Raw genomic sequence first — 18,526 nt, forward strand, 5'->3', positions numbered from 1 at the left:
GCTCGCGCGGGTGACCGACTCGCTGCTCGACAACCTGGTCGCCGGAATCGACGCCATCCTGCCCGATGCGGCGTCCCTGCGCCGCTCGATCCACGCCGACCCGCACATCGGCGGCGACGAGATGGACACCCGCGACTCCCTCACCCAGTCCATGGACTGGCTGGACTGGCTGCCGGTGGCCGAGACCGGGGCGTACGCGCGGTTCGGGCCGGACGGCCCCGCCGTCGGGCTGCGCGCCGAGCTGGACGCCCTGCCCATCACCGAGGCGACCGGCGTCGAGTGGGCCTCCCAACGCCGCGGCATCATGCACGCCTGCGGCCACGACGTGCACATGGCGGCGCTGTGGGCGGTCGTCACCGCCGCCCGCGGGCTTGACCTTCCGGTCGCGATGGTGCCCCTGCTTCAGCCCCGTGAGGAGGACAACCCGCCCGGCGCGACCGACGTGGTGGCCTCCGGCGTCCTGGAGGACGTCGACGTGCAGGCCATGGTGGGCGTCCACGTCCAGCCTCAGGTCGAGAAGGGCGTGGTGTCGACCGGTGCCGGCGCGGTCAACGCGGCGTTTGACTCGTTCGAGATCACCGTACGCGGACGCGGCGGCCACGGCGCCTACCCGCACACGGCGCTGGACCCGATCACCGTGCTGTCCTCTATCGTCACCGGGCTGGGTGAGCTGCCGATGCGCGTGGTGAACCCGATCCACCCGTCAGTGGTCTCGGTGGGCACGTTCCAGGCCGGCACGGCCGCCAACGTGATCGCCGAGACGGCCACGTGCACCGGCTCCATCCGGACGTTCCACGAGGCCGACCGCGTCGCCCTGCACGAGGCCATCGCGCGGCTCGCCGAGGGCACCGCCCTGGCCCGCGGCGCCACCGCGACGGCGACGTTCGTCCGCGGCGGGCCCGCCCTGGTGAACCACCCGGAGCTGTCCCAACGCGCCGACCTGCTGCTGACCGGTCTGGAGGTGCCGGTGGCGACGGTGCCCTTCCGCTCGTGCGGCTCGGACGACTTCTCCGAGTACGGCCAGGTCGTCCCATCGCTGATGTCGTTCATCGGGGTCGGCTCCGACGGCGGCGTGGGGCTGCACCACCCCAAGTTCCTCCCCGGACGCGGCGCGCTCCGCCTCGCGGCGGTCGCCCTGGCCGTCAACTACGTAGCCGCCGCGGACCTCCTGCGCGCCTGACCCTGCGCCGAGAGCCCCGGGTTTCTGCGCCGAGAGCCCCAGTGTTCGGCGCCGAGAGCCCCGACACGTGCGCCGAGGCCTTGGGTTCGTGATCGAACCCAAGCCCTCGGCGGACTGAACCCAAGCCCTCGGCGTCAGCTGGCACCCATCAGGGCGAGCAGCACACCGCCGGCGACGACGGAGGCGACCTGGCCGGCCGCGTTCGCTCCCATGGCGTGCATCAGCAGGAAGTTGTCGAAGTTCTCCCGCTGCGCCTCACGCTGGACGACACGCGCCGCCATCGGGAAGGCCGAAATGCCGGCGGCACCGATCAGCGGGTTGAACTTGCCACCCGAGAACACGTTCATCAGCTTCCCGAACGAGACACCCATGACGGTGTCGAGCACGAACGCGATGAGGCCCAGCACCAGGATCATGAGGGTCTGCAGGTTGAGGAACTTCTCGCCGATCATCGTCGATCCGATGGCCAGGCCGAGGAACAGCGTGACGACGTTGGCGAGTTCGTTCGAGGACGCCCCCACCAGCCGCTCGACGACCTTCGACTCGCGCATCAGGTTGCCCAGCATCAGCATGCCGATCAGCGGCGTCGCGAACGGCACCAGCGTGCCGACGACGATCGTCACGATGATCGGAAACAGGATGCGCGTGCGCTGCGAGATCTCCCGCGACGTGTACGGCATCACGATGGCGCGCTCCTTGGCGGTCGTCAGCGCCCGCATGATCGGCGGCATGATGATCGGCACCAGGCTCATGTACGAGTAGGCGGCCACCGTGATGGGGGCGACCAGCTCGGGCGCGAGCTTGTTCGACACGTAGATCGACGTCGGCCCGTCGATGGCGCCGATGATGCCGATCGAGGCGGCCTGGTTGTGGTTGAACCCCAGGAACAGCGCCAGCAGCAACGTCAGGAAGATGCCGAACTGGCCGGCGGCGCCGAGCAGCACCATCTTCGGGTTCTCCAGCAGCGGCCCGAAGTCGGTCATGGCGCCGATGCCGACGAAGATCAGCAGCGGGAACATCTCGTTGCCCACGCCCATGTCGTAGAGCGCCTGGAGCATGCCGTGCTCCCCCACCATCGGCGAGAGCGGCAGGTTCGCCAGGATCGCGCCCGAGCCGATGGGCAGCAGGAGCAGGGGCTCGTACTCCTTCTTGATCGCCAACCAGATCAGGAGCAGGCCGATGGCGATCATCGTCAGGCTCTGCCAGGTGACGTTGTTGATCCCCTGCAGCAGGTAGTGCAGTGTGTCCGGACTCATCTCAGGCCTCGAACCTCACCAGGGTCTCACCGAACTTCACCTGCTGGCCGGCCGCCACGTAGATCTCGGCGACGACACCGTCCTTGGGCGCCTTCAGCTCGTTCTTCATCTTCATGGCCTCGAGCACCATCAGCGAGTCGCCCCGCTTCACCGACGCCCCGACCGCCGTGTCCACGGTCAGGATCACGCCGGGCATGGGCACGGTCATCTTGTCGCGACCGCCACCACCGGCGGCGGCTGCAGCGCGGGGCCCCCCACCGGACGCCGCGGGCGCGGCCCCCTGCGCGGTCGCGGACGCCGCCGGGGCGTCCGATGCCAGCGGTGCGGACGCCGTGTGCGCGGCCGGGGCGGCGGACACGGCGCGCGGGGTCACCGCGGGCGTGATCGCCGAGTGGGCCAGGTCGCGGTGGTCGTCGAGCGTGACGTCGACGAGACGTCCGTCGATCTGGACGCGGAAGAGGTTGGCGCCGACGGCCTCGACGTCCACCACCTTGGACGTGTTGTTGACGCTGATCGTGTAGCGGCGCATGGCCTACCTCCGGGAGAACGGGTTGGTCTGGTAGCCCCGGCCGACGGCGAGCCAGCGGCTCGCGAAGAGCTGGCTGCCGGGCGCGTGGGCGCGGGTCTCGGGGCCGGCGGACCGGCGTCGGATCTCGGCGTGCTGGATGACGGCGACCGTGATCGCCGCGACCTGGTTCTCGTCCAGTCCGTCGGCAATGATCCGGACGGCGCGGGCTGCGGGCTTGGCCACGGCGTCCTTCGTCGGGTCGTCCTCACCCGGCATGATCGTGACCAGCTCCCGCTCGGGATCGCCCTTGCGGGCCTTGAGCGTGGGCGCCCCGGTCCCGTCGAGGCGTCCGATGAGCATCAGGACCGCCATGAGGGCCAGCAGCAGCGCGAAGACCACGCCCATGCCGACGACCATCATCATCAGGCCCCAGGAGATGTCATCCATCGTGGGGAGACTTGGCATCGGGGCTCCTTAAACCGGGAAGAGGCCGTGCTTCTTCGGGATGGTCTGCGTGACCTTGGTCCGCAGCACCTCGAGGGCACGGATCAGGCGCGGACGGGTCTCGCGAGGCTCGATGACCTCGTCGATCTGGCCCACGTCGGCGGCCTGGTAGGGGTTGAAGAACTTCTTTTTGTACTCGGCGATGAACCGGGCCTCCTCGGCCTTCGGGTCCTCGGCTGCCTCGATGCCCCGGCGGTTGAGCAACCGCGCGGCGCCCTCGGCACCCATGACGGCGATCTGGGCCGACGGCCACGCGAACGCGACGTCGTTGTTCATTTGCTTCGAGCTCAGCGCCACGTACGAGCCGCCGTACGCCTTGCGCGTGACGATCGAGATCTTCGGAACCGTCGCCTGGCAGTAGGCATAGATGATCTTCGCGCCGTGGCGGATCACGCCGTTGTACTCCTGCTCGACACCCGGCAGGTAGCCCGGGCAGTCGACGAACGTGATGAGCGGGATGTTGAACTGGTCGCACAACGTGATGTGGCGGGCGATCTTGTCGGACGCGTTGATGTCCAGGCAGCCGGACATGACCTGCGGGTTGTTCGCGATGATGCCGACAGCGTGGCCGTCGAGGCGGGCGAAGCCGACCAGCGCGTTGGCCGCCCAGTCGCTGTGCAGGCCGAACAGGGAGTCGCGGTCGAAGATGCGGGCCAGCAGGTCGCGCATGTCGTACGGCATGTTGTCGTCGGCCGGGATGAGGGTGTTCAGGCCCTCGTCCATGCGGTCGGCCGGGTCGTACGGCTCGAGCTGCGGCGGGTCCTCGGTGTAGTTCTGCGGCAGGTAGCTGAGCAACTGCTTGGTCTTGCGCAGCGCGTCCGCCTCGTCGGAGGCCATGACCTGCGCGACACCCGAGGTGGCGTTGTGCACCCAGGCGCCACCGAGCTCTTCGGCGGTGACGTCCTCGCCCGTGACGGTCTTGATGATGTCGGGGCCGGTGAGGAACATGTTCGAGGTCTGGTCGACCATGATCGTGATGTCGGTCAGGGCCGGGCTGTACACCGCGCCGCCGGCGCAGGGGCCCATGATCAGTGACAACTGGGGCACCACGCCGGACGCCTTGACGTTGCGGACGAACACCTCGCCGTAGGCGGCCAGCGAGCGGACGCCCTCCTGGACGCGCGCGCCACCGGAGTCGTTCAGGCCGATGACGGGGATGCCGGCCTGGATGGCAAGGTCGAGGATGCGGGAGATCTTGTTGCTCTGCACCTCGGAGAACGAGCCGCCCAGCACGGTGAAGTCCTGGGCGTAGACCGCCACGCGACGGCCGCCGATCTTGCCGAAGCCGGTGATGATCCCGTCACCGGGGAAGCGGTTCTTGTCCATCCCGAAGTCGGTGTTCTGATGGGTGGCGAGGGCGCCAAGCTCCTGGAAGGAGGCCTCGTCGAGGAGGATCGACAACCGCTCGCGCGCGGTGAGCTTGCCCTTGGCATGCTGGGCCTGGATACGCTGGGTTCCACCACCCTCTAGCGCCTGCTGCCTCTTCTCGCGCAACGTCGCCAGTTGATCTGTCATCAGGTACAACCTCGTCCTCGAGTGCTGGAGTCGCCGATCGACTACTACGCACCGTAGCAACCCGCGTCCGGGCACGTCGTCCCGGGCCCGATCGGCTCACGACCCGGACGAAAAGTGCCCAACCCGTGGACTGTTGCGCGACAACTGCGGCAACACGCCGACAGCCCCGGTCGCGTCGGCCGAGGGCCCCCGGGTCACCCGATGAGGTGGGTGATGATGCCGACCAGCAGCGTGGCGGCGGCGCACAGCGCGAGGGCGAGTTCCACAAGCATGCCCAGGCCAACCGACTTCAGGGCCGTCCAGGACGTCGACGCGGCCTCCCGGAGGTTGCGCACACGCGCGTACTCCGAGGCGAGCAGGCCGATGGTGAACCCGATCGGCAGGCCCAGGAAGGGGATCACAAACAGGCCGATCACGCCCGCGACCAGTCCGATGATCACCGAGCGGTTCGGGATGGCACGCTCCTTGAGCCGACGTCCGGTGATCAGGTACTGCGCGCTCGCGCCCGCCGCGACGAACGTCGCGCCGATCCCGAACACCAGCCAGCCGAACGGGGAGCCGCCCCAGATCGCCCAGACCAACAACCCGCCGAGGATCGCCAGGCTCCCCGGCAGCACGGGGACGACGATCCCGCACACGCCGACGACGACGAGCACGACCGACAGGGCGGCGATCAGTTCCACGGGCATCGGGCAAGGCTACCGTCTTGCGCAGGCGCCTGCGGCCCCCGCCCCGGTCGGGGCGGAGGCCGCAGGCCGTGTCACCGTCGTCCGACGCCCGGCGACACACCGAGGCTCACCAGCGGTGGGCCACGTCGATCACGAGTCGGGCGGAGGATCCGTCGTCGAGCACGAACACCCGGAAGGGGAGGCGCGCCCGCACGCCGAGCCCCAGGGTGCTCTGCCCCTCGAACGAGCCAGCCCAGGCCACCTGGCGGAAGGTGTCGAAGCCCGTCACGTCGGTCAGGTCCGTCACGCTGGCGGGCCGGTAGGTGGGCCGGCCCCACGCGTCGTACGCCGGGGCACGCACGATGACCTGCAGCTTCGCACCACCGCGCAACGGCACGCGGTACCCGGAACCGTCCTGGTAGACGTTGTCGACGTACCGCACCGAGTAGCCGGCCGGCGTGCTGCCCTTGAGGTCGATGACGAGCCGGTCGTAACAGGCGTGGCGGCCGGTCCGGACATGGGTCAGCACCTGGTCCTGGTGCGTGCCGGATGCCTTGGTGAGGGATCCCCAGGTGATTCCGCAGTAGGGGGTGGCGGCTTCGGCCGCGGGCAGGGACGCCGGCAGGACCAGCGCCAGGAGGCTCGCCGCGAGCACGACGGCCAGGCGGCGGAGCATCGTCAGGGTGGACATGGCTGACTCCTCTCGTGGGGCCCGGGGGTCGGGGCCCTCACACCCTGTAGACGCCCGCGCGGCCGGAAAGGTTACGCCTCAGGCGAGAGTGATCAAGTCGGCGTAGTCAGCGGACCAGAGATCCTCGTCGCCGTCGGGCAGCAACAAGACACGATCGGGCTGCAGGGCCTCGACGGCGCCGGGGTCGTGGGTGACTAGGATCGTCGCGCCGGCGTACGTCCGGATCGCCTCCAGCACCTCGCGCCGGGAGGCCGGGTCGAGGTTGTTGGTGGGCTCGTCCAACAGCAGCACATTCGCCGCCGACACCACGAGCATCGCCAACGCCAGACGGGTCTTCTCACCACCGGACAGCACGCGGGCGGGCTTGTCGACGTCGTCGCCGGTGAACAGGAACGACCCGAGGATCTTCCGCACCTGGGTGTCGTCGAGGTTGGGCGAGGCGGACACCATGTTGTCCAGCACCGACCGCGCACCGTCGATGGTCTCGTGCTCCTGCGCGTAGTAGCCCAGCTTCAGCCCGTGCCCGGGCACGACCTCGCCCGTGTCCGGCGTCTCGATGCCGGCCAGGATGCGCAGCAGCGTCGTCTTGCCCGCGCCGTTGAACCCCAGCACCACCACGTTCGCGCCGCGGTCGATGGCGAGGTCGACGCCGGTGAAAACCTCCAGCGAGCCGTAGTTCTTGCTCAGTTCGGACGCCGTGAGTGGCACCCGGCCACACGGCGCGGGCCCGGGGAACCTGATCTTCGCGACCCGGTCGGCGGCGCGCTCCCCCTCCGTGGCGGCGAGCATCTTCTCGGCGCGCTTGGCCATGTTCTGCGCCGCAGTGGCCTTCGTCGCCTTGGCGCCCAGCTTCGCGGCCTGCTCCAGCAGGCGGCCGGCCTTCTTCTCGGCGTTGGCGCGCTCGCGCTTGCGCCGCTTCTCGTCGGTCTCCCGCTGGACGAGGTACTTCTTCCAGTCGAGGTTGTACAGGTCCATCTCCGAGCGCATCGCGTCGAGGTGAAACACCTTGTTGACCACCGCGTCCAGCAGGCCCGTGTCGTGGGAGATCACCATGATGCCGCCGGGGTACGTCGCAAGGTACCCGCGCAGCCACACGATGGAGTCGTGGTCGAGGTGGTTGGTCGGCTCGTCGAGCAGCAGCACGTCGGCGCCCGAGAACAGGATGCGGGCCAGCTCGACGCGGCGGCGCTGTCCGCCGGACAGGGTCGCGATTTCCTGGGTCAGCACGCGGTCGGGCAGGCCGAGGTTCGCGCAGATCCGGGCCGCCTCGGACTCGGCGGCGTAGCCGCCTGCGGCGTCGAGCTCGGCCTCGGCCCGCGCGTAGCGGCGCAGCGCGTCCTCCTGCTCGTCGTCGGTGGCGGCGTCCGCGATGGCCTGGGTGTAGGTGTCCAGCCGCTTGAGGATCGAGTCCAGCCCGCGCGCCGACAGAATGCGGTCGCGGGCCAACTGGGTGAGGTCGCCGACGCGGGCGTCCTGCGGGAGGTAGCCGATCAGCCCGGTCCTGGTGACCTGGCCACCAGCGGCCTGGCCCTCGCCGGCGAGGATCTTCGTGAGCGTGGTCTTGCCCGCGCCGTTGCGGCCGACCAGACCGATGCGGTCGCCCGAAGCGATCTGGAAGCTGGTGGGCTCGAGCAGGGTACGGGCCCCCACGGCCACCGTCAGTTCGCGCGCGACAATCACGTGGGCCGAGTCTACCGCTACCGGGGCTTCGCCAAGTTCAGCCGCCCGGGTGGGGGCTCAGCCAGCCGCGCGCGACAACTCCACCAGCGACTCGTGGGCCAGCGCCGCGTAGACGACCATGGCCTCGGCGATCGGTTCGTCGTCGAACCACGCTGTCGCGGAGTGGTTGTAGGACGTGTCGGCCATGCTGCTGCCCCGCGGGACGCCCGAGTAGAACAGGAACGCCCCGGGTACGCGGGCCAGCACCTCGGAGAAGTCCTCCGAGCCGCCGAGCGGCTCCTCGAGCACCGAGTAGCGCTCCCCCACCAGGCCGCCCACGACGCGGCCGACGAAGTCGACGACCTCAGGGTCGTTGACGGTCGGCGAGACGCCCAGGCGGTAGTCGACCTCGGCGCGGCACCCGTGCGCGGACGCGATCCCCTCGATCAGCTGGGTGATCAGCGGCCGCACGCGCTCGCGCGCACCGGCCGAGAAGGTCCGGATGGACATCTCCAGGTGGCACTTCTCCGGAATGATGTTGGCCGCCCCGCCGGCGTTCGCCACCCCCACGTTCACGATGATCGGGTCGGCGTTGCTGAACTTCTTCGCGATCATGGTCTGAATCGCGAGGATCACCTCCGCCATCACCGGCACCGGGTCGTTGCCCATGAACGGTGCCGAGCCGTGCCCACCGCGTCCGATGATGTCGACCGCGACCAGGTCGGACGCCGCCATCAGCGTGCCGGGCCGCGTCGTCCACGTGCCGGGCGCGAAGTTGGCCGAGAAGGTGTGCAGGCCGAACGCCCGGTCGACGGTGCGGCCGGCGGCCTCGAGGACGCCCTCGGCGAGCATGTGGTTGGCCCCGCTGAGCACCTCCTCCCCCGGCTGGAACATGAACACGATGTCTCCGGGCAGCTCGTCGCGGTGCGCGTGGAGCAGCTTGGCGGCCCCCACCAGAGTCGCGGTGTGCACGTCGTGGCCGCAGGCGTGCATGTGCCCGTCGCGCTCGGACGCGAACGGCATGCCCGTCTCCTCCTGCACCGGCAGGCCGTCCATGTCGCCGCGCAGCAGCACGACCGGCTTGTCGGCGGACGCCCCCGCGCCACCCCTCAGCACGGCCGTGACCGACGTGGTGGCCTCGCCCGTCGTGACCTCCAGGTCGAGCCCCGCCAGCGCCTCGAGCACCGCCGCCTGGGTGCGCGGCAGGTCGTTGCCGATCTCCGGCCAGCGGTGCAGCCGGTGGCGCAGGTCGGTGATCTCGGCGGCGAGTCCGGCGGCTTCGGCGAGGTAGTCAGGCATGGCCCCGAGTCTAGGACGCCGCACCGCCAGTCGTGCGTCCGCCGATCTTGTCCGGTCGACCACCTAGGGTGTGCTCATGGAGCAGACGCAGCGCCCCCCGGTGATGCCCAGCATCGCCGTCATCCTGCTCACCGTGACGGCCGGCATCGTGGTCCTGTTCGGCATGCGCCAGTACGCAGACATCCTGGGCCCGTTGCTGCTCACGGTGAACCTCTTCATCGCCGCCTACCCCGTCTACACGTGGCTGGTCTCACTGAAGGTGCCGCGGCTCCTGGCCCAGGTCGTCCTCGCCCTGACGGTGTTCGCGATCCTTGCGCTCTTCGCCTACGCGCTGACGTGGTCGTTCACCGCGCTGGTGCAGGAGCTGCCCCGCTACCAGCCCCAGTTCTGGAAGCTGTACCACGAGGTCGTCGCCCTGATGGCGCAGTTAGGCATCTCCGAGCAGCAGGTCGTCGACCAGGTCAAGGGCGTCAACCCCAGCAGCCTCGCCGGGCTGCTCTCCAGCGCGCTGGGCAGCGTCACCAACGTGGTCTCGCTGCTGGCTGTCATCGTGGTGATGGTCTTCATGATGGCCTTCGACTCCGAGACCTTCGGCGACCGCAACCACCTGCTGCGGCGCCACCAGCCCCGCGTGTGGCACTCGATCGCCGACTTCATCGCGGGCGTCCGCCGCTACTGGGTCGTGACCTCGATCTTCGGCCTCATCGTGGCGGTCATCGACGTCATCGCCCTGGAGTTCCTGGGCGTCCCGCTGGCGATGGTGTGGGGCATCCTCAGCTTCATCACGAACTACATCCCGAACGTGGGCTTCGTGATCGGCCTCGTGCCGCCGGCCATCATGGCGCTGCTGGCCAACGACCCGCTCACCGCGCTGCTGGTGGTGATCATCTACTCGGTGGCCAACTTCGTCATCCAGTCGATCATCCAGCCCAAGTTCAACGGGGACGCCGTGGGCATCACCGCGCTCGTCTCGTTCCTGTCTCTGCTCCTGTGGAGCTCGGTCCTCGGCGCCCTCGGGGCGCTGCTGGCCCTGCCGATGACGCTGCTGGCCAAGGCGGTGCTCGTCGACCACGACCCGCAGATGCGCTGGGTGAACGCGTTCATCTCCAACGAGCCGGCCTCCGCCGACCCCGTGCCGGAACCGGCCCAGCCCGAACTGCCGCTGGACGACCCCGACCCGGGCCCCGCCACGGCTTGACCCCACACGACGCGTCAACGGCGCCCCGAGGGGCGCCGTCGTGGTGGTCATCAGGAGCTGCGTCCCGGACGCGTCAGAGGTTGTAACCCACCGCGCGCAACTGCTCGCGGCCCTCGTCGGTGATGTTGTCCAGCGTCCACGGTGGCAGCCAGACCCAGTTGATGGTGGCCGAGTTCACCAGGGGGCCCAGAGCCATTTGGGTGTCGTACTCGAGCCGGTCGGTGAGCGGGCACGTCGGGGACGTGAGCGTCATGTCGACCGTGGCGTTGTTCTCCTCGTCCAGGTGGATGCCGTAGACCAGGCCGAGGTCGACGACGTTCACCATGAGCTCGGGGTCGACCACGTCGCGCATGGCCTCCTCGAGGTCCTCGATGCTCGGGCGGTCAGCGAGCGGCGCGGCGGCCGCGCCCGGGGCGTCCGGGAACGTGTCCTTGACGAGGTCGGACGGGCGGGGTTCGTCGGTCATTTTTCCTCCTTGGCTTCGACAGGCTCAGCCATCCGGGTGTCGTCGGCGGCCGCGGCCGCCGGGGTGGTGGTGAGGGCCTGGGCGACGGCGTCCTTCCACGCCGACCAGCCCAACAGGGCGCACTTCACGCGCGCTGGGAACTGGGCGACACCGAGGAACGCGACGCCGTCCTCCAGGACGTCCTCGTCGGGTTCGTGGTTGCCCTGGCTGTGCATCATCGCCTGGAAGGCGCCCATGGTGGACAGGCCCTCCTCGACCGTGCGGCCGACGACCAGGTCGTGCATGACCGAGGTCGCCGCCTGCGAGATCGAGCAGCCCACCGCGTCGTAGCTGACGTCGGCGACGGTGTCGCCGTCCAGGTGGACGCGCAGCAGGATCTCGTCGCCGCACGACGGGTTCACGTGGGTGACCTCAGCCTCGTACGGGTCGCGCAGACCGGAGCCGTGCCTGGCCTTGTAGTGGTCCAGGATGATCTCCTGGTACATCGACTCGACGCTCATCGCTTCCCTCCCGAGTGCCCGCTGAAGAACGTGCGCGTGTGATCCAACGCCTCGACGAGCCGGTCGACCTCGTCCGGGGTCGTGTACAGGTAGGCGGACGCCCGGGACGATGCCTGGATGCCCAGCCGCTGGTGCAGGGGCCGCGCGCAGTGGTGACCACCGCGCACCGCCACGCCCCGCGAGTCGAGGATCTGCATGACGTCGTGCGGGTGGATGTCGAACCCGTCGTCGCTGGTCAGGGTGAACGAGATCGCTCCCCCGCGGTCGACGGCCTCGGTCGGCCCGAGGACGCGCAGCCCCTCGACCTGCTGCAACTGCTGCAACGCGTAGGCGGTGATCAGCTGCTCGTGGGCCGCGACGCGCTCCATGCCGACCATCGTCAGGTACTCGACGGCGGCGCCGAGGCCGACGGCCTCCGCGATCGCGGGCGTCCCGGCCTCGAAGCGCGCGGGCGGACGGGCGAACGTCGAGCCCTCCATGCGGACGACCTCGATCATCTCGCCGCCGCCCAGGAACGGGGGCAGCTCCTCGAGCAGGTCGTAGCGCCCCCACAGCACGCCCAGACCCGTGGGCCCGAGCATCTTGTGGCTGGTGAACGCCAGCAGGTCCGCGCCGAGGGTGGTGACGTCGACCGGCATCTGCGGGACGGCTTGGGAGCCGTCCACGACCATGACGGCGCCCACGGCGTGCGCCCTGGCCGCCAGCTCGGGGATCGGGTTGACGGTGCCGAGCACATTGCTCACCCACGTGAGGGAGACGACCTTCGTCCGCTCGCTGATCAGCGAGTCCTCCTCGGCCGCGGCCAGGTCCAGGCGTCCGTCGTCGGTGATGTCGAACCAGCGCAGGGTGGCGCCGGTCCGCTGGCACAGCAGCTGCCAAGGCACGATGTTGGAGTGGTGCTCCATCACCGACACCACGACCTCGTCGCCGGGGCCCAGCCTCAGGTGGTCGCCGAGGGTGTGGGCGGCCAGGTTGAGCGCCTCCGAGGCGTTCTTGGTGAACACGACCTCCTCGGTCCGCGCACCGATGAACGCGGCCACCTTCGCGCGTCCGGCCTCGAAGGCGGCGGACGCCTCGGCGCCGAGCGTGTGCATGGCGCGGGCGACGTTGGCGTTGTGCAGCAGCAGGTGGTCGGACATCTCCTCCACCACGCTGCGCGGCTTCTGGGACGTGTTCGCCGAGTCGAGGTAGGCCAGCGGGTGGCCGTTGACGTGGCGTCCGAGCACCGGGAAGTCACCCCGGACGACCCCTGGCAGCGCGAACGCGGCCGGGGGCGCCTCGAACGCCCCCAGCCCGTCGGCCGCCGTGGGGTCGAAATCAGGCATTCGCCCGCGCCGCCGCGATGTAGGCGTCGTAGCCGGTCTCCTCGAGCTTGGCGGCCAGCTCGGGCCCGCCCTCGGTGACCACGCGGCCGTCGACGTAGACATGCACGAAGTCGGGCTTGATGTAGTTCAGGATGCGCGTGTAGTGCGTGATCAGCAGGACGCCGCGGTCACCCTGGCCCGTGTAGCGGTTGACGCCGTCGGCCACGACGCGCAGGGCGTCGATGTCGAGGCCGGAGTCGGTCTCGTCGAGGATGGCGTACTTGGGGTTGAGCAGCTGCAGCTGGACGATCTCGGCGCGCTTCTTCTCGCCGCCCGAGAAGCCCTCGTTCAGCGAGCGGCCGGAGAAGGACGAGTCGAGGCCGAGGGCACCCATGGCCTGGTTGACCTCCTTGACCCACGTGCGGACCTTGGGGGCCTCGCCGTCGATCGCGGTCTTCGCGGTGCGCAGGAAGTTCGACACCGACACGCCTGGCACCTCGACCGGGTACTGCATGGCGAGGAACAGGCCGGCGCGGGCGCGCTCGTCGACGCTGAGCTCGTTCAGCTCCTTGCCGTCGAGGGTCACCGAGCCCGAGGTCATCTGGTACTTGGGGTGGCCGGCCATGGCGTAGGCCAGGGTCGACTTGCCCGAGCCGTTAGGCCCCATGATCGCGTGGACCTCACCGGGGTTGATGGTCAGGTTGACGCCCTTGAGGATCTGCTTGGGGCCGTCCTCGGTGAGGACGTCGACGTGCAGGTCGTTGATGACGAGGGACATGGCTTTCGTGGCTCCTGTTTCAGTTCGTGGAGATCGGGTTGGCGAGGTCGACGAGCACGTCGTCACCCTCGACCTTGACGGGGTAGACCGGCACCGGCTGGGTGGCGGGGAGGTCGAGCGCCTCACCGGTGCGCAGGTCGAAGCGGCTGCCGTGGGCGAAGCACTCGATGGTGCAATCGACCACCTCGCCGAGGCTCAGCATGACGCGCCCGTGGCTGCACTGATCGCGGATGGCGAACAGCTCGCCCTCGTGCTGGACGATCGCCACCAGCTCGTCGCCGACCTCGACGGAGAACGGCTTGTCGTCCTCCAGATCGGAGGCGAAGCAGGCGCGGGCCCAGTTCACTTGGCGGCTCCCACCGACGCAGCCAGCTCGCGCTCGACCTCGGCGACGAGGCGCTCCTCGACGTCGGGGATGCCGATGCGGCGGATGATGTCGACGAAGAAGCCCATCACCACCAGGCGCTTGGCCTCGACGGGGTCGATACCGCGGCTGGTCAGGTAGAACAGGTGCTCGTCGTCGAAGCGTCCGGTCGTCGAGCTGTGCCCGGCGCCGGCGATCTCGCCGGTCTCGATCTCGAGGTTCGGCACCGAGTCGGCGCGGGCGCCCTCGCTCAGGACGAGATTCTTGTTCGACTCGTAGGTCTCGATGCCCTCGGCCACCTTGCGGATGACCACGTCGCCGATCCAGACGGCGTGGGCGTCCTGCCCCTGGAGCGCGCCGCGGTAGTCGATGTTGCTCTTGGTGTGCGGGGCGTTGTGGTCGACGAACAGCCGGTGCTCGATGTGCTGTCCGGCGTCGGCGAAGTACAGGCCGAACAGCTCGGCGCTGCCGCCGGGGCCGTCGTAGTACACGTTGGTGTGCATCCGGACGACGTCGCCGCCGAAGCTCACGTTGACGTGGCGGTAGGTGGCGTCCCGGCCGACGCGAGCGGTGTGCTCGGCGGCGTGCAGGGTGTCGTCGGCCCAGTCCTGCAGCGACACGAAGGTGAGGTTGGCACCGTCGCGCACGTCGATCTCGATGTTCTCCAGCTGCTGGGTCGACCCGCTGTGCCGGTAGACGATCGTCGCCTTCGAGTTCGGTTCGGCCACGATGACGTGGACGGCGTTGCTGCGGCGTCCGGCGTCCCGACCCTCGATCTCGAGGCGGATCGGCTCAGCAACCTCCGTGTTGGCGGGGATGCGCACGTACAGCGCGTCCTCGCAGCCGAGGTCGGCCAGCGCGGCCGGGCGGTCGCCCGGCACGAGCACCGTGCCACGCGGGGCCTGCCCGCGGTTCAGGGTGGACGCCTCCACGCCGTCCGGCGCGTTCAGCGTGAACGCGACGGCGGGGTCGCCCTCGCGGTCCTCGTTGGCGCGCTCCTCCAGCAGCGGGGCGATGCGGCGCATCGGCGTGAAGCGCCACACCTCCTCGCGGCCGTTGGGCGACGGGTGGTCGGCCAGGTCGAAGCTGGGCTGGGGATGCAGGTGCGACTCGAGGGTCTCGATCGCGCCCGCGACGTTGGGAACTTCGGTGATGGTCACAGTCTTCTTGTCCTCTTGTCCGCGGGCGTCAGCCCACGGCTCCTTCCATCTGCAGTTCGATCAGGCGGTTCAACTCGAGGGCGTACTCCATCGGCAGCTCGCGCGCGATGGGCTCCACGAAGCCACGCACGATCATCGCCATGGCCTCGTCCTCCTCCATGCCGCGCTGCATCAGATAGAACAACTGGTCATCCGACACCTTCGAGACCGTCGCCTCGTGTGCCATCGACACGTCGTCGGTCTGCACGTCCACGTAGGGGTACGTGTCGGAGCGCGAGATCGTGTCGACCAGGAGGGCGTCGCACTTGACGCTGGACGCCGAGTGGTGCGCGTTCGGCTGCACCTCGACCAGGCCGCGGTAGGACGCACGCCCGCCGCCACGGGCCACGGACTTGGAGATGATGGACGAGCTCGTGTGCGGGGCTGCGTGCACCATCTTGGAACCGGTGTCCTGGTGCTGGCCCTCGCCCGCGAATGCGATGCTCAGCGTCTCGCCCTTGGCGTGCTCGCCGAGCAGCCACACAGCGGGGTACTTCATGGTCACCTTGGAGCCGATGTTGCCGTCGATCCACTCCATCGTCGCGCCCTCCTCGCAGGTGGCGCGCTTGGTGACGAGGTTGTACACGTTGTTCGACCAGTTCTGGATGGTCGTGTAGCGGACGCGGGCGCCCTTCTTCACGACGATCTCCACGACGGCGCTGTGCAGCGAGTCGGACTTGTAGATCGGGGCGGTGCAGCCCTCGACGTAGTGGACGTAGGAGCCCTCGTCGGCGATGATCAGCGTCCGCTCGAACTGGCCCATGTTCTCGGTGTTGATCCGGAAGTAGGCCTGAAGCGGGATCGAGACGTGGACGCCCTTGGGCACGTAGATGAACGAGCCTCCCGACCACGCCGCGGTGTTCAGCGCGGCGAATTTGTTGTCGCCGGTCGGGATGACGGTGCCGAAGTACTCCTGGAAGAGCTCGGGGTACTCCTTCAGGCCCGTGTCGGTGTCGAGGAAAACAACGCCTTGGCGCTCAAGCTCCTCGTTGATCTTGTGGTAGACGACCTCCGACTCGTACTGCGCGGCGACGCCGGCGACGAGGCGCTGCTTCTCGGCGTCCGGGATGCCGAGGCGGTCGTAGGTGTTCTTGATGTCCTCGGGCAGGTCCTCCCACGTCTGGGCCTGCTTCTCGGTGGACTTCACGAAGTACTTGATGTTGTCGAAGTCGATGCCGCCGAGGTCCGCACCCCAGGTGGGCATGGGCTTGCGCTCGAAGAGCCTGAGGCCCTTGAGGCGCCGCTCGAGCATCCACTCAGGCTCACCCTTGCGCGCGGAGATGTCGCGCACGACGTCATCGTTCAGGCCGCGGCGCGCGGACGCGCCGGCGGTGTCGGCATCGTGCCAGCCGAAGCGGTACTTGCCGAGCGCCTCGAGGTGCTCGTCCTGCGTCGCACCGAGGCCAGGGGCCTGGGTCTGGGTCATGAGACCTTCTTCCTCTCAACCGGGTGGGGGATGTGCGTGGTGCACACCCCGTCTCCATGGGCAATGGTCGCGATCCGCTGGACGTGGCTGCCCAACAGCTCGGAGAACAGCCGGGTCTCGGCGGCGCAGAGTTCGGGGAACTCCCGCGCCACGTGCGACACCGGACAGTGGTACTGGCACAGCTGGGTCCCCGACGCCACCGGTTGCAGGTTGGCGACGTAGCCCTGCTCGTTCAACACATCCGTCAACGCATCGGCGGGGGTGGCGTATTCCGCACCTTCGGCGGTGAACCGGCGACGGACCTCGTCCATCGTGTGCTCGGCGAAGGCCGTGACTGCCTGGGCTCCCCCGGCCTCCCGCAGGAACCGCAGGGCGCGGATGGCCAGGTCGTCGTAGGCGTGGTGGAACGTCTCGCGGCCGGCGTCGGTCAGGACGAACACCTTGGCCGGACGCCCGCGCCCGCGCTGGCCGTACACGCGCTGCTCGCGGGATTCGAGGTGGCCGGCGTCGGTGAGGACGGTGAGGTGCCGGCGGACGGCCGCGGGCGTCAGGTGCAACCGCTCCGCGAGGTCGGCCGCCGTGCTCGGACCGTGCTCGAGGATGCTGCGGGCCACGCGGTCACGCGTGGACGCATCGTCGTGTTCGGGCACCACCAGCTGCTCCGTCATACTTCCCCTCCTCACACGCGTATTAAGAAACATCCTACTTGCAGATATTCACCCTCGTGCAACCGACACCGCGACCGTGGACGCCGAGAGCCCCGGCGTTACGCGTCGAGAGCCCCGGTGTTACGCGCCGAGAGCCCCGGCGTTACGCGTCGAGAGCCCCGGTGCTGGGCGTCGAAAGCCCCGGTGTTGGGCGTCGAGAGCCCTTCGTCCACAGGCCGTCTCGGGCCGCGGCGTCCGTTGTGCACAGGGTGGAGAAACAGGTGACATGGATGGGGCTCGACCGCCCACTGTCCGGGCATGCACCAGTTGAACAGCTCATCCGACCGTCCGCTCACCAGGATCAAGCTCCGCCCAGGCGTGTTCCTCGACGAACCGCCAGCCGACCCGTACGCCCTCCACCTCAAGCGCGTCGAGGCCCGGCTCCCCCACCTCCGGCCGGGGAGCTACTTTGCGCGCGCCTCAGCGGCGCTCATCCACGGGCTGCCGATCTTCCATGCCGACCTCGACCGGGTGCACGTCGTCCACACCGGCGGCGGGCACGGCCGCATCACCACCTCCGGACACTCCTTCACGACGCCGCTCCGTGACCCGTCCGTGGTCAAGGTCGACGACCTCCCGGTCACCTCACTCGCACGCACGGCGTCCGACATGATGCGGCGCACGCTGTTCGGGCCGGCGCTCGCGATCGCGGACGCCGCCCTGCGGCTCGGGTGCGACCGGGCCGAGTTGCTGGACGAGGTACGCGGAGGGCGGGGCTGTCGGCATGCGACCGAGGCCGCTCTGCGCGCGACCCCACTGAGCGAGTCGGCCTACGAATCACTCGTGCGCGGTCACATCCTGCAGTCGGGCATCCCGATGCCGCTGCTCCAGCACGAGTTCGTGGACGCCTGGGGTCTCCTGCTGGGGCGCACGGACTTCTTCTGGCGCGAGTTCGGGCTAGTCGGCGAGTTCGATGGCGCGATCAAGTACGACGAGTTGCTGCGTCCCGGCGAGACGGTCGCCGATGTCCGGAGGCGTGAGTACGAACGGCAGCGGCGCATCGAGGGTCAGAACGTGCGCTTCGTCCGATGGACGGCCGAGGACGTCCACACACCGGGCGCGATCCTCGCCTCGCTGCAGCCGTTCATCGGCGACCACCGCGTCGACCACGGCATGTGCCCGGAGGCCCACGACCTCCGGCGCCCGCGTCGGCGCGGCTGAAGGGGCTCTCGGCACACGAACCCGGGGCTCTCGACACACGAACCCGGGGCTCTCGACACAGAAACCCGGGGCTCTCGGCACAGAAACCCGGGGCTCTCGGCACACGAACCCGGGGCTCTCGGCGGAGGATGGTGAGACAAGTT

The 18,526-nt window shown here is 69.3% G+C and carries 18 protein-coding genes and 1 pseudogene; 3 read left to right on the forward strand and 16 right to left on the reverse strand.

Features of this window, described 5'->3' with window-relative positions; genetic code table 11:
• The first annotated feature begins 10 nt into the window (after positions 1 to 10).
• Positions 11 to 1,180: a M20 metallopeptidase family protein gene (locus tag ET989_RS02515; RefSeq protein WP_131166993.1), complete on the forward strand. Its 1,170-nt coding sequence runs from the start codon at positions 11 to 13 to the stop codon at positions 1,178 to 1,180.
• A gap of 134 nt (positions 1,181 to 1,314) precedes the next feature.
• On the opposite strand, the gene ET989_RS02520 is transcribed toward ET989_RS02515, so the two are convergent.
• The 8 genes from ET989_RS02520 to ET989_RS02555 form a co-directional block, all read right to left on the reverse strand.
• Positions 1,315 to 2,436 carry a sodium ion-translocating decarboxylase subunit beta gene (locus ET989_RS02520; protein WP_131166994.1) on the reverse strand — a complete coding sequence of 374 codons (1,122 nt, stop codon included), beginning with the start codon at positions 2,434 to 2,436 and terminating at the stop codon, positions 1,315 to 1,317.
• Between the two features lies 1 nt (position 2,437).
• Positions 2,438 to 2,965 (reverse strand): acyl-CoA carboxylase biotin carboxyl carrier protein subunit, encoded by a 528-nt coding sequence (locus tag ET989_RS02525; protein WP_131166995.1) that lies wholly within the window; start codon positions 2,963 to 2,965, stop codon positions 2,438 to 2,440.
• 3 nt (positions 2,966 to 2,968) lie between these two features.
• Positions 2,969 to 3,391: an OadG family transporter subunit gene (locus ET989_RS02530; RefSeq protein WP_165489994.1), complete on the reverse strand. Its 423-nt coding sequence runs from the start codon at positions 3,389 to 3,391 to the stop codon at positions 2,969 to 2,971.
• 27 nt (positions 3,392 to 3,418) lie between these two features.
• The gene (locus tag ET989_RS02535) at positions 3,419 to 4,963 is read right to left on the reverse strand and encodes an acyl-CoA carboxylase subunit beta (RefSeq protein ID WP_131166997.1); all 1,545 of its coding nucleotides are present in this window, start codon (positions 4,961 to 4,963) and stop codon (positions 3,419 to 3,421) included.
• 194 nt (positions 4,964 to 5,157) lie between these two features.
• On the reverse strand, positions 5,158 to 5,652 hold the full coding sequence (locus tag ET989_RS02540; protein WP_131166998.1) for a DUF456 domain-containing protein: 495 nt from the start codon (positions 5,650 to 5,652) through the stop codon (positions 5,158 to 5,160).
• Positions 5,653 to 5,758: 106 nt separating this feature from the next.
• On the reverse strand, positions 5,759 to 6,322 hold the full coding sequence (locus ET989_RS02545; RefSeq protein WP_206662196.1) for an AMIN-like domain-containing (lipo)protein: 564 nt from the start codon (positions 6,320 to 6,322) through the stop codon (positions 5,759 to 5,761).
• A 78-nt stretch (positions 6,323 to 6,400) separates the two neighbouring features.
• Positions 6,401 to 8,002 (reverse strand): ABC-F family ATP-binding cassette domain-containing protein, encoded by a 1,602-nt coding sequence (locus ET989_RS02550; protein WP_131166999.1) that lies wholly within the window; start codon positions 8,000 to 8,002, stop codon positions 6,401 to 6,403.
• Positions 8,003 to 8,059: 57 nt separating this feature from the next.
• Positions 8,060 to 9,280: a M20 metallopeptidase family protein gene (locus tag ET989_RS02555; RefSeq protein ID WP_131167000.1), complete on the reverse strand. Its 1,221-nt coding sequence runs from the start codon at positions 9,278 to 9,280 to the stop codon at positions 8,060 to 8,062.
• Between the two features lie 139 nt (positions 9,281 to 9,419).
• Between ET989_RS02555 and ET989_RS02560 the strand changes: the two are divergent.
• Positions 9,420 to 10,478: pseudogene (locus ET989_RS02560) on the forward strand (AI-2E family transporter); the annotation flags it as partial.
• A gap of 73 nt (positions 10,479 to 10,551) precedes the next feature.
• On the opposite strand, the gene ET989_RS02565 reads toward ET989_RS02560, so the two are convergent.
• From ET989_RS02565 to ET989_RS02600, 8 genes are read right to left on the reverse strand one after another with little or no spacing between them, the layout of a single operon-like run.
• Entirely contained in the window at positions 10,552 to 10,944 is a 393-nt protein-coding gene (locus ET989_RS02565) for a metal-sulfur cluster assembly factor (RefSeq protein WP_131167002.1), read from the reverse strand.
• Positions 10,941 to 11,444, reverse strand: a complete 504-nt coding sequence (sufU, locus tag ET989_RS02570) for a Fe-S cluster assembly sulfur transfer protein SufU (protein ID WP_131167003.1) — start codon at positions 11,442 to 11,444, stop codon at positions 10,941 to 10,943. Before sufU ends, ET989_RS02565 begins: the two co-directional genes overlap by 4 nt.
• Entirely contained in the window at positions 11,441 to 12,769 is a 1,329-nt protein-coding gene (locus ET989_RS02575) for a cysteine desulfurase (protein WP_131167004.1), read from the reverse strand. The genes sufU and ET989_RS02575 overlap by 4 nt, the downstream gene beginning before the upstream one ends.
• The gene (sufC, locus tag ET989_RS02580; protein ID WP_131167005.1) at positions 12,762 to 13,526 is read right to left on the reverse strand and encodes a Fe-S cluster assembly ATPase SufC; all 765 of its coding nucleotides are present in this window, start codon (positions 13,524 to 13,526) and stop codon (positions 12,762 to 12,764) included. Before sufC ends, ET989_RS02575 begins: the two co-directional genes overlap by 8 nt.
• Positions 13,527 to 13,545: 19 nt before the next feature.
• On the reverse strand, positions 13,546 to 13,872 hold the full coding sequence (locus ET989_RS02585; RefSeq protein WP_131167006.1) for a non-heme iron oxygenase ferredoxin subunit: 327 nt from the start codon (positions 13,870 to 13,872) through the stop codon (positions 13,546 to 13,548).
• Complete coding sequence (gene sufD, locus ET989_RS02590) at positions 13,869 to 15,050, reverse strand: Fe-S cluster assembly protein SufD (RefSeq protein ID WP_206662197.1); 1,182 nt, start codon at positions 15,048 to 15,050, stop codon at positions 13,869 to 13,871. The genes ET989_RS02585 and sufD overlap by 4 nt, the downstream gene beginning before the upstream one ends.
• 28 nt (positions 15,051 to 15,078) lie before the next feature.
• Positions 15,079 to 16,515 carry a Fe-S cluster assembly protein SufB gene (gene sufB, locus ET989_RS02595; RefSeq protein WP_131167007.1) on the reverse strand — a complete coding sequence of 479 codons (1,437 nt, stop codon included), beginning with the start codon at positions 16,513 to 16,515 and terminating at the stop codon, positions 15,079 to 15,081.
• Positions 16,512 to 17,183: a helix-turn-helix transcriptional regulator gene (locus ET989_RS02600; protein ID WP_180320751.1), complete on the reverse strand. Its 672-nt coding sequence runs from the start codon at positions 17,181 to 17,183 to the stop codon at positions 16,512 to 16,514. Before ET989_RS02600 ends, sufB begins: the two co-directional genes overlap by 4 nt.
• A gap of 297 nt (positions 17,184 to 17,480) precedes the next feature.
• Between ET989_RS02600 and ET989_RS02605 the strand changes: the two genes are divergently transcribed.
• Positions 17,481 to 18,383 (forward strand): hypothetical protein, encoded by a 903-nt coding sequence (locus ET989_RS02605; protein ID WP_131167009.1) that lies wholly within the window; start codon positions 17,481 to 17,483, stop codon positions 18,381 to 18,383.
• Positions 18,384 to 18,526 lie beyond the last annotated feature (143 nt).

Origin of the sequence: Propioniciclava sinopodophylli, from assembly GCF_004324755.1 — a bacterium.
Classification (GTDB): Bacteria; Actinomycetota; Actinomycetes; order Propionibacteriales; family Propionibacteriaceae; genus Propioniciclava; species Propioniciclava sinopodophylli.

Bases quoted from the DNA above. Each gene is read 5' to 3' on its own strand.
- ET989_RS02520 (WP_131166994.1), bottom strand. From the start codon at position 2,436: ATGAGTCCGGACACACTGCACTACCTGCTGCAGGGGATCAACAACGTC.
- ET989_RS02525 (WP_131166995.1), bottom strand. From the start codon at position 2,965: ATGCGCCGCTACACGATCAGCGTCAACAACACGTCCAAGGTGGTGGAC.
- ET989_RS02530 (WP_165489994.1), bottom strand. From the start codon at position 3,391: ATGGATGACATCTCCTGGGGCCTGATGATGATGGTCGTCGGCATGGGC.
- ET989_RS02535 (WP_131166997.1), bottom strand. From the start codon at position 4,963: ATGACAGATCAACTGGCGACGTTGCGCGAGAAGAGGCAGCAGGCGCTA.
- ET989_RS02540 (WP_131166998.1), bottom strand. From the start codon at position 5,652: ATGCCCGTGGAACTGATCGCCGCCCTGTCGGTCGTGCTCGTCGTCGTC.
- ET989_RS02545 (WP_206662196.1), bottom strand. From the start codon at position 6,322: ATGTCCACCCTGACGATGCTCCGCCGCCTGGCCGTCGTGCTCGCGGCG.
- ET989_RS02555 (WP_131167000.1), bottom strand. From the start codon at position 9,280: ATGCCTGACTACCTCGCCGAAGCCGCCGGACTCGCCGCCGAGATCACC.
- ET989_RS02565 (WP_131167002.1), bottom strand. From the start codon at position 10,944: ATGACCGACGAACCCCGCCCGTCCGACCTCGTCAAGGACACGTTCCCG.
- sufU (WP_131167003.1), bottom strand. From the start codon at position 11,444: ATGAGCGTCGAGTCGATGTACCAGGAGATCATCCTGGACCACTACAAG.
- ET989_RS02575 (WP_131167004.1), bottom strand. From the start codon at position 12,769: ATGCCTGATTTCGACCCCACGGCGGCCGACGGGCTGGGGGCGTTCGAG.
- sufC (WP_131167005.1), bottom strand. From the start codon at position 13,526: ATGTCCCTCGTCATCAACGACCTGCACGTCGACGTCCTCACCGAGGAC.
- sufB (WP_131167007.1), bottom strand. From the start codon at position 16,515: ATGACCCAGACCCAGGCCCCTGGCCTCGGTGCGACGCAGGACGAGCAC.
- ET989_RS02600 (WP_180320751.1), bottom strand. From the start codon at position 17,183: ATGACGGAGCAGCTGGTGGTGCCCGAACACGACGATGCGTCCACGCGT.
- ET989_RS02605 (WP_131167009.1), top strand. From the start codon at position 17,481: ATGCACCAGTTGAACAGCTCATCCGACCGTCCGCTCACCAGGATCAAG.